At 43.6% G+C, this 9,145-nt stretch carries 11 protein-coding genes; 3 read left to right on the top strand and 8 right to left on the bottom strand.

Going from position 1 to position 9,145, the window contains the following annotated elements; genetic code table 11:
* The coding region (locus tag B3182_RS03320) for a glutamine amidotransferase-related protein (RefSeq protein ID WP_292751529.1) at window positions 1-381 on the bottom strand (381 nt) is incomplete at its 3' end.
* 236 nt (window positions 382-617) lie between these two features.
* Between B3182_RS03320 and B3182_RS03315 the strand changes: the two genes are divergently transcribed.
* Together B3182_RS03315 and B3182_RS03310 are read left to right on the top strand one after the other, a co-directional pair.
* A complete protein-coding gene (locus B3182_RS03315) occupies window positions 618-1,160 on the top strand; it encodes an SgcJ/EcaC family oxidoreductase (protein ID WP_292353825.1) in 543 nt (180 codons plus the stop codon).
* A gap of 84 nt (window positions 1,161-1,244) precedes the next feature.
* Window positions 1,245-1,394 carry a DUF3096 domain-containing protein gene (locus B3182_RS03310; protein ID WP_014707945.1) on the top strand — a complete coding sequence of 50 codons (150 nt, stop codon included), beginning with the start codon at window positions 1,245-1,247 and terminating at the stop codon, window positions 1,392-1,394.
* A 134-nt stretch (window positions 1,395-1,528) separates the two neighbouring features.
* On the opposite strand, the gene B3182_RS03305 is transcribed toward B3182_RS03310, so the two are convergent.
* The 3 genes from B3182_RS03305 to B3182_RS03295 form a co-directional block, all read right to left on the bottom strand.
* A complete protein-coding gene (locus tag B3182_RS03305) occupies window positions 1,529-2,077 on the bottom strand; it encodes a hypothetical protein (protein WP_292353822.1) in 549 nt (182 codons plus the stop codon).
* A 49-nt stretch (window positions 2,078-2,126) separates the two neighbouring features.
* A complete protein-coding gene (locus B3182_RS03300; RefSeq protein ID WP_292353820.1) occupies window positions 2,127-2,450 on the bottom strand; it encodes a hypothetical protein in 324 nt (107 codons plus the stop codon).
* A gap of 88 nt (window positions 2,451-2,538) precedes the next feature.
* Window positions 2,539-2,931, bottom strand: a complete 393-nt coding sequence (locus B3182_RS03295) for a gamma-glutamylcyclotransferase family protein (protein WP_292353818.1) — start codon at window positions 2,929-2,931, stop codon at window positions 2,539-2,541.
* A gap of 67 nt (window positions 2,932-2,998) precedes the next feature.
* On the opposite strand from B3182_RS03295, the gene gluQRS reads away from it, so the two are divergent.
* A complete protein-coding gene (gluQRS, locus tag B3182_RS03290) occupies window positions 2,999-3,928 on the top strand; it encodes a tRNA glutamyl-Q(34) synthetase GluQRS (RefSeq protein WP_292353816.1) in 930 nt (309 codons plus the stop codon).
* Window positions 3,929-3,937: 9 nt separating this feature from the next.
* Here gluQRS and B3182_RS03285 read toward each other — a convergent pair whose 3' ends face one another.
* The 4 genes from B3182_RS03285 to B3182_RS03270 form a co-directional block, all read right to left on the bottom strand.
* Complete coding sequence (locus B3182_RS03285; protein ID WP_292353814.1) at window positions 3,938-4,447, bottom strand: hypothetical protein; 510 nt, start codon at window positions 4,445-4,447, stop codon at window positions 3,938-3,940.
* A gap of 24 nt (window positions 4,448-4,471) precedes the next feature.
* Entirely contained in the window at window positions 4,472-4,876 is a 405-nt protein-coding gene (locus B3182_RS03280; RefSeq protein WP_292353812.1) for a lysozyme inhibitor LprI family protein, read from the bottom strand.
* Window positions 4,877-4,909: 33 nt separating this feature from the next.
* Complete coding sequence (locus B3182_RS03275; RefSeq protein WP_292411235.1) at window positions 4,910-6,493, bottom strand: GGDEF domain-containing protein; 1,584 nt, start codon at window positions 6,491-6,493, stop codon at window positions 4,910-4,912.
* 248 nt (window positions 6,494-6,741) lie between these two features.
* Window positions 6,742-8,955, bottom strand: coding sequence for a heavy metal translocating P-type ATPase (locus B3182_RS03270; protein WP_292353809.1), 2,214 nt, complete (start codon window positions 8,953-8,955; stop codon window positions 6,742-6,744).
* Between the last annotated feature and the right edge of the window lie 190 nt (window positions 8,956-9,145).

The raw sequence follows: 9,145 nt of genomic DNA, 5'->3' as shown, positions 1-9,145 counted from the left end.
AAAAGTGAAAGCAGCTGCAATATTGTTAGCCACCGCCTGAATTGGCCCCCAGCCGATTTCTTTTTCTATATTGGGATAGACTCTGCCACCCATCGCGCTGGCGATCAGTTGTGCACCGAGACAAATTCCCAGAACAGGTTTACCGGTCTCTATAAATTGCCGGATAAACTGCTTTTCTGCTGCTAACCATGGATACTGAGCTTCATCATTCACGCTCATTGGCCCGCCCATCACCACCAGAAAATCCACATCATTAATATCTGGTAAATTAGCTTGTTGATAAAACCGGGTAGCATTGATTTGATAGCCATGATTTTGAAACCAGGCTTCAATACTGCCTAAACCTTCAAACGGTACATGCTGAAAATAATGTGCCTGCATTCTGAGTCCTGAAAAATTACTGAAAAGGGCTATGACTATCCCCCGTTCTGTTTAAAGTTTGCCTGTTTGCTCAATAAATTAAGCATTGATTAATCTGGCTTAAGTCATGGCACTGTATTATCTGGTTTAATGGAAACTGATCACATCAAACAGCATTTTGGAGTATCTTGGCCGGTAGAAGCCTATTATTTCGCCTTATGTTGTTAATGATAAGTGCTTTCCGAGGGAGAATCATTATGACAAAAAGTATTTTTTTATCTAAACCACACCACAAACTGACATTTACTTTAGCATTGGGCTTAATGCTGACAGCCTGTGCACCAGAGCCTGAAGTAAAAGACGTTCAGGCAACTGAAGCAGAAATCGAATACTTGTTTGACCGTTGGAATAATGCTTTGCAAACCGGCGACGCAGCCGCGGTAGCAGCTTATTATGCAAATGATGCGGTTCTGTTACCAACACTCTCTAACCAGGTTCGTACTGACCATGAGGGCATACGTGACTATTTCGGATATTTTCTCGCCCTGCAACCCAATGGCCGGATTGATGAAAGTAACATTACCATTAATGGCAATATTGCAATTGATGCCGGAATTTATACCTTCACCCTGACAAAAAATGGGCAGGAACAGGAAGTTCAGGCACGCTACAACTTTGTATATGAACGTCAGAATGATGGTGAATGGTTAATCATCAATCACCATTCATCAGCGATGCCAGAAGATATGGTTGATGAACCAGAGCTAATGAAAAATATTCTGATTAAAGAACAGGGCTAATTCTGTATTATCATTCCTGCTCACGTCTTCTGACAGGCTTTTTGAGCACAATAATAAAATTAATTACAACAGCGAGGGAAAAAAATGACTATTGCACTGACTCCACTGATTTCTTTGATAGCCGGTATTCTGATCCTGGTGGTACCAAGATTACTGAACTATATCGTGGCAATTTATCTGATTATTATCGGTTTGGTAGGTATCTTTGGCGGCAATCTCAACATTACGCCTTAGGCTTAATAGATTAGGTACCAATGACGGCGGGAGTTGTAATAAACTTTCGTCGTTTTTTGATTTTATTATGATGTTTGTATCTTAATGGCATCGATCGCTTGATGATTACTATCAATGCCATAACGACTTCAGGCTTAATTTTTACCCTTTACCTCTTTCAACGAAATTTTACGGCTGTTAGCCAGTTCCACTAACTGTTCGAGCGGGTCGGCCAACGCTTTCACTCCTTGTGCAATTTCGTCTTCTTTATATCCCAGCTGGTGCATCAATTTGATCTGATTTTGCAGCAGTTTCTGCATTGCAGCGACTTCTTTCAACTGATGCATTTGTTTATCGTGACGATTTTGTTCAGTGACCCGCTGTTTGGTCAGCCGGTTTTGATAGGAAATATCTTTCCACAAATCACGCAATTGCTGAATAATTTTATCAACTCCCAATAGATTAAAATCTCCAGGCGAATGCACTTCGATGGATTTGATAATCAGGCGGTGGGATTCACTCACAGAGGATAATGAACCGTAAAACGCATTTTTGAGATTACGGCTTTGGCCTTTATTTTTTATCTTTTCCAGAACATAAAGACGGTTATACAATATATTTAGTTGGTGAAAGAAACGGTAAAAATCTTCTACCGTCCAGTCTTCGCTGGCGCTAAAGCCTATCGGGCTAATGGTCTCTGACAATCGTGGCCTCCTTGTTCGACTGATATCATCCAGCGATTAATCAGGCAAATTAATCCTCTTTACGGCTGATAATTTCACCCTCAATGATATGAGTCTCATGACGAGATTGTCGAGAAGATCGTTGCGAAAACGGCTGATGCTGGTTACCTGCTTGCTGAGCTCTACGCATTTGTTTACGCGCCCGGTACAACATCAGGGGGATCAGAATCCAGCTTAGCAACACGACCACCACCAACAACGCCAGGCTGAGCATCATCACCATTCCCAGTAAAATCCAGGCAAAAATACGTTGCAAAAAACCGGCAGACTGAACTTGTCGAAATTGTTGTTGCCAGTTTTGAGCTTGCTGGCGAAAAGCATCTGATCGAAACATAAAACCTCTTTTTTTCAAGCACTTTAACTGCTGATGTGATCTTTAAAAACCGTTATAGAAATAAATAGTTTTTATGATGGTCGGTTGTTTAAGGGTTAAGAAAGTCGCCGGAGATGATACGTTTCTTACCCGATATAGGTTGATTATAAAGATAAACCCAGGCTGAGAGCTTATTTCCATTACTCAAACAAATTATTTGCTGCTGCCGCACATATTCGTGGGGCTCTGCAAAACTTGAAGAACATTCTTCATAATCATCAAGCTCGGCAAACAGCAATTGGGGATTATGGATACGATACACCTCCCCGACAACTTGCTGCTGCGGATTATCTGTCAATATCACTCCTGGATAATAAGAAATAAGATACATGACAGCCTGCAACATTCCGGTATCGATATAATCACAGCAGCGTTGCAACAAATCATGGCGTTCAGTGTTTTTACGTAAGGTACCGTATACAAAAAGATAATCTTCAGTCATAAATTCAGGCTATGAAAGATCAACAGAAACTCATTACACTCTACGTGGTGGATTATCTCAACTAAACATGAATTCAGACTTAACATCTCTAAAATATATCGGACGCTTTGCACCGTCTCCCACTGGCCCACTGCATTTTGGCTCTTTGGTCGCAGCAACCGCCAGCTATTTGGATGCACGTGCACATAATGGTAGTTGGCTGGTGCGAATGGAAGACCTTGATAAACCTCGTGAGGTACCCGGTGCAGCTCAGGATATTATTGATACGCTGATAAGCTTTGGTTTTCAATGGGACGGCGAAATAATTTATCAAAGCCAGCGTGATGATATCTATCGTCAGGCACTTGAAAAATTAATCTCACAACAATTGGCCTACCCATGCGGTTGCAGTCGTAAAGAAATTAACGCTGCTGCCCAAATGGGTATTGATGGCCCTGTTTATCCTGGGTTTTGTCGTCATGGTTTGCCAGAAGGGAAGCAACCAGTTTCCTGGCGGTTGCGGGTAAATAATGAAAGTATTGATTATGAAGATCGTGTTCAAGGCAAACAATCTCAAATTCTCGGTCGGCAAGTCGGTGACTTTGTCTTGAAACGGGCAGATGGCTTATTTGCCTACCAACTTGCGGTGGTGGCTGATGATGGGTTGCAGGGGGTCACACATATTGTGCGTGGTGCAGATTTGCTCGATTCAACACCGAGACAGATTTATCTGCAACAGCAGCTGGGGGTTAACTCCCCGGAATATGCCCATATACCAGTGGCCACCAATCTTCATGGTGAAAAACTCAGTAAGCAAACCCGGGCACAACCGGTAAAGCATAGAGACAGCGGAGCTGTGTTGTGTCGTGTGTTGAATTTTCTGGGGATGCAACCACCAACGGATTTAGCCCATGTCCCGCTGGATATCTTATGGGAATGGGCCATTCAGCATTGGAACGTTCAGCTGGTCCCCAAAATTCGGCGCCAGGTGACGTTAATTCCTGCAGAAAACGATTAATCTGTTTCGCTATTCATATGGAAATAAACGTATAACACCACTATCGCCTTTGGCATCACAAATTAACCAGATCTGTTCGAAAGGATGTTTGTCCGGTAACACTATTTGATGGCGATGTTTTTCAAAATTCTTTTGTTGCCATAATGAATTCATATTGCGTAACACCAACCATACCCTCTGGCTGTGGTATTTTTTCTGCGATTTAGTAGTAAGAACAGCATTCAGCGAGGCAATTAACCGATTGTTGATGGGTAATTCTGATAGCTGGTGTAAGGCAGCTAATATCCTGTCTTCTGCTGCTCTTCCAAGGATTAACTTTGCCTCTGGTTCACTACCGTAGATATGCGCAATCTCCAAATCAAGCTGTGTGCCATTGAGATAACATGAAACATCCGGTTTGCGCGGCAGGTTATGCCAGATATGTCGCATCGGTACAGCAAATTGTTTTTCGTACAACCGCATAAACAATTTAGCTGCTTCATGTTCCAGATGAATTTTTTCCTGAATACTGTTGTTCATGGAGACTCATCCAGAATCCGTTATTCACTCTATCTTTGGCTCAGGCAAAAGTGGTGGGCTATTTTCCATATAAGTAAGGTAACTGTGCCATATCTGATGCGTTCGTAATTTTGTCATCCGAATAGAACAGCTTAATCCCATGATGCTACGGATAGTCCCATCTCTCCAAATATTATAGATGGAACCGCATTGTTCCTGACGATAGCCGAGCCAATTTTGCTGGGCCTTTTCAATCGATTCTACAATCACTATATCATCAGCATAACGGGCTCTGGCTTCGGCAAGATAATGTTGCATTTCAACCTCTTGCTGCTCTAATTGCTCAGCCATGCAAACACCAATCTCATAGGTTGTGTTGGCATTTTGGCAATTTTCTGCAGCTACTACAGGAGCTGAAACACACAATAAAAACAACCCAATGATTCTCATCACGACTCCTGGGTGAATCAGGCAAAAAAAAACTTATATCTCTTCAACAATACAGACATTACGCCCCTGCTTTTTGGCTTTAAACATCGCAGCATCAGCACGTTTAAATACTTTTTCGGTATTATCACCCTGATGAAAAGTAGCTACGCCAGCAGAAACAGTAATGGGCACAGGTTTGCCATCATATAGAAAACGTGTGTTGCTGATTTCTTCGCGAATTTTATTGGCCAGAACCATGGTTTCAGCTAATGCGGTCGCAGGAAATATCCCGACAAATTCCTCTCCACCAAAGCGAGCAACAAAATCAATTTCACGGGTAGAAGTCGATAAAATCTCGGCAATACGAATTAATATCTTATCGCCTGCCAGATGGCCAAGATTGTCATTTATCTGTTTGAAGTTATCAATGTCCCAAACCACCAGGCTAAGCGGATGTTTGTAACGCTGCCAGCGAATGTATTCTGTTTCTAAAGCATCCATCAGAGCCTGACGATTACCGATCCCAGTCAACGTATCTTTGCGTACCATTTCATGGGCTTTGCGAATACCATCCTGTAAGGATTTGGTCTCAGATTCCAGTTCCTGTAACCGATCTGTCAGCTTTTTGATTTCTAATTGTGATTGATAATAGCGTGTCTGATCAGCGTTTCGATATTCATCTACCGCTCCGCTCAGTGCTGTCAAACGTTCACGAATAATCGTCTTCAACTCACGCGGTTCACTGGCAACATCAATTTGTTTGTAAATATCATCCAGTCCGGCATCAACCTTTTGACCAATTTTCTGTCGTTGATTAAAGGCTTCTTCTTCGTCTTTCACTGTCACCCGCAGCAAATCATCAAGCTCATTAATGCGCTCGCTTAACGTGGCAAGAAAAGCCCGGTATTCAAGTTGTTGAAGCTGAGCTTGAGCTCCCAGCGAATTAATCAGCGCAGTCAGGGCATCAATAATTTGCGGTAAGTTCTTTTTATCCGGCTGGGATTGCAATTGCGCATGGATCTCACGGAGTTGTTCGTTGAACATTTCTGGCAACTGCAGATTATCAATCATACTGCACAGCAACTGAGTGACTTCAATAGTACGTTTCTTAAAGCCGATTTTCTGCAACAGCCCTGAACGAGGTTTTTCCTGGTCCGGTGAAGCAGATACCTTAACGTTAATCGCTTCCAGTAAAGACACAAAATCCGGTAACAATTCACGGGTTTGTTGGTTGGTAGCATCTTTCAGCTGAATTAGCAGATTATCAACAGCTGGCTTTGATTCTGCTGGTATGGTTAACGATAACAGCAGATGACGTAATAATTCTGAAGCATCGGAACTCTGCGGACTTTCATCCATTTGGTTGATAAATTGCTGTATTTTTTCGAGGATATCGCTGATCCGACCAACATCTTTATTACTGCGTAATTCCTTTCGCAGTGAATGCAGCTGTTTATCCAGGACAGGATTAATCCCTTCAGAGACCAGGGCAAGTCGTCCAAGACTGCGTTCCAGAAGTTCGGTATAAGATGTCTGTTTTTCTTCACGTGCAAGCAGCTCGAGATATTTGTGCTTCCATTGTTCGAGTTTACTTTCCAGCTCTTCTGCCGCCATTGGTCCGACCTTTGTTATAGGCAATGTAGGATTTATCCCTTTTCAGGAATCTTACATCAGCTGTGCATGGATCTGAACTCATAATTTTCCGCAATGTGATGCAAGCCAAGAACGCTTTAACAAGTTTGAGAGCCCTGAAACAGCATCAAGCTGAGAAATATTGATAATGACTATCCCATGTAATGAACCAGAATCTGTTGTATTGTTCATATCTACCACTGCAGGAGGTTATTTTTGTGTCTGACAAAGTGGAGATGAGAGCTCATCAAACCCTAGTGGATATTTTTAACCCGTTGCAGCCTTAATGCATTTAACACAACAGAAATAGAACTGAACGCCATTGCTGCACCAGCCAGCCACGGGGCCAGTAAACCTGCTGCTGCAATAGGAATACCCAAAGAATTGTAGCCAAATGCCCAGAACAGGTTTTGTCGAATATTTCGCACGGTCAGGTGACTTAACTGAATGGCAGTATCAACGGTATTCAAATCAGCCCGCATCAACGCGATATCCGCTGTTTCAATCGCCACATCGGTGCCACTTCCCATTGCAATACCAACATCTGCTTCAGCCATTGCCGGGGCATCATTGATACCATCCCCCACCATTGCCACGACCTGTCCCTGCTGACGTAATTCACGGATTTTATCGGCTTTGTGTTCTGGCAAGACTTCGGCAATTACCTTATCAATACCCAGCTCAAGAGCAATGGCATCCGCTGTAAGCTGATTATCTCCGGTCAACATAATGATCTGTAAACCGCGTTTTTTTAAAGCGGTAACAGCTGATTTGGCCGAATCCCGAATCGTATCAGCCACAGCCAGTAAGCCGATTACCTGCTGATCTACTGCAATCAACATGGCGGTTTTCCCCTGTTTTTCCAGTTGCTGTTGCTGAATTTGCCAATCACCCATATCGATATCGTGATCCTGCATCAGTTTTTTGGTTCCCAAACGGATCTGGGAGGTTTTGCCGTTCACCTCAGCATTACCCATCACCCCATGACCACTCAGGGCGGTAAAGTTCTCAATCATTACACTCTGAGTTTTTTGGGGTTTTAACCCATCAACAATAGCCTGTGCCAGCGGATGTTCTGATTTGCTTTCAATAGCGATGACGATGCCAGCGATAACCGATTTTTCATAATCTTCTGCCAGCAAAAAATCTGTTAATGCCGGTTTGCCCTGGGTCAACGTACCCGTTTTATCAAACACAATCGCTGTCAATGATTGGGTTAATTCCAGCGTATCGGCTTGTTTGAATAAAATGCCAGCTTCAGCCGCCCGCCCTGACCCGGCCATAATCGAGGTTGGTGTAGCCAGCCCCAAAGCACACGGACAGGCGATAACCAGCACGGCCACCATGGTTTCCAAAGCCCTGCCACTATCACCGGGGGCAAACCAAAACCACCACAGTAAAAATGTAATCAGAGCTATCACCACAACCACCGGAACAAATACACCGGAAACTTTATCCGCCAGACGCTGTATCGGCGCTTTGGAGCCCTGAGCCTGTTCAACTACCCGAACAATTCGGGCCAGTGCCGCTTCTTCGCCCAAATGGGTAGCGCGAACCCGTAAAAAACCATTTTTGTTAAAGGTGGCACCCACCACTTTGTCATTGACGTTTTTTTCCACTGGCATGCTTTCACCGGTCAACATGGATTCATCTACAGCCGACTGACCTTCGACTATCACTCCATCAACGGGGATCTGTTGACCGGGTTTAATCTGCACAATATCGCCCTGCTGCAACTCTTTTACCGAAACCAATAAGGTCTGACCATCTGGTGATTCGCGTAATGCCTGTTGAGGCTGCAGTTTTAATAGTTTGCGAATAGCCTCCGAAGTATGGCCCTTGGCTCTTGCTTCAAACCATTTGCCTAATAAAATTAACGTGATCAATACCGCACTGGTTTCAAAATACAGACCATCATGCGCTGCTATCGCACCAAATTTGAAGGTAAGCCAGACACTGTAAAAATAGGCAGCTGATGTGCCCAACGCTACCAACACATCCATATTGGCACTGAGATTTTTTAAGGCGTAATAACTACCACGATAAAATTGCCAGCCGATAATAAACTGCACCGGCGTGGCCAAGGCCATTTGTACCCATGCATTCATCAAAACTGCTGGAATCGGCAGATCACGGGTCCAACTGAAATGACCGATCATGCTGTAAAGCAGCGGCAGAGATAAAATTGCTGCGGCAATAAATTTATATAGCTGGATTTTCTGCAAATCCTGCCGTTTATCCTGCTGGTGCTCAATATCAATTAATTGCGCTTGATAACCGGCTTGTTCAATGGCTTTTATCAACACATCTGCTTCAAGCTGTTCGCCACGAATCGTGGCCTTTTCATTGGCGTAATTCACCTGTGCCGACTTCACCGAAGGCGTTTTTTTCAGGGCTTTTTCGATGGTGTTCGCACAGGCAGCACACCGCATGCCACTGAGTTGCAATTGCACAATTTGTTGAGCCATTTAATGTCCTGTTGCTGAAAAATTAGTGGAGCGTTCTATTAAAACAAGTTTACAGGGGCCAAACCCACAATATTACCGGTAAGGCTGTCAGAATCACCAAAATAGATAACGGTAAACCAAGCTTCCAGTAGTCAGTAAAGTTATAACCACCGGGCTCCATGACCAATGTGTTGGATTGATGAGCAATCGT

Source organism: Methylophaga sp. UBA4204, assembly GCF_002379485.1.
Taxonomy (GTDB): Bacteria; Pseudomonadota; Gammaproteobacteria; order Nitrosococcales; family Methylophagaceae; genus Methylophaga.
Note: the sequence above shows the minus strand (reverse complement) of the source record. Positions and strands in the feature narration are given on the sequence as shown.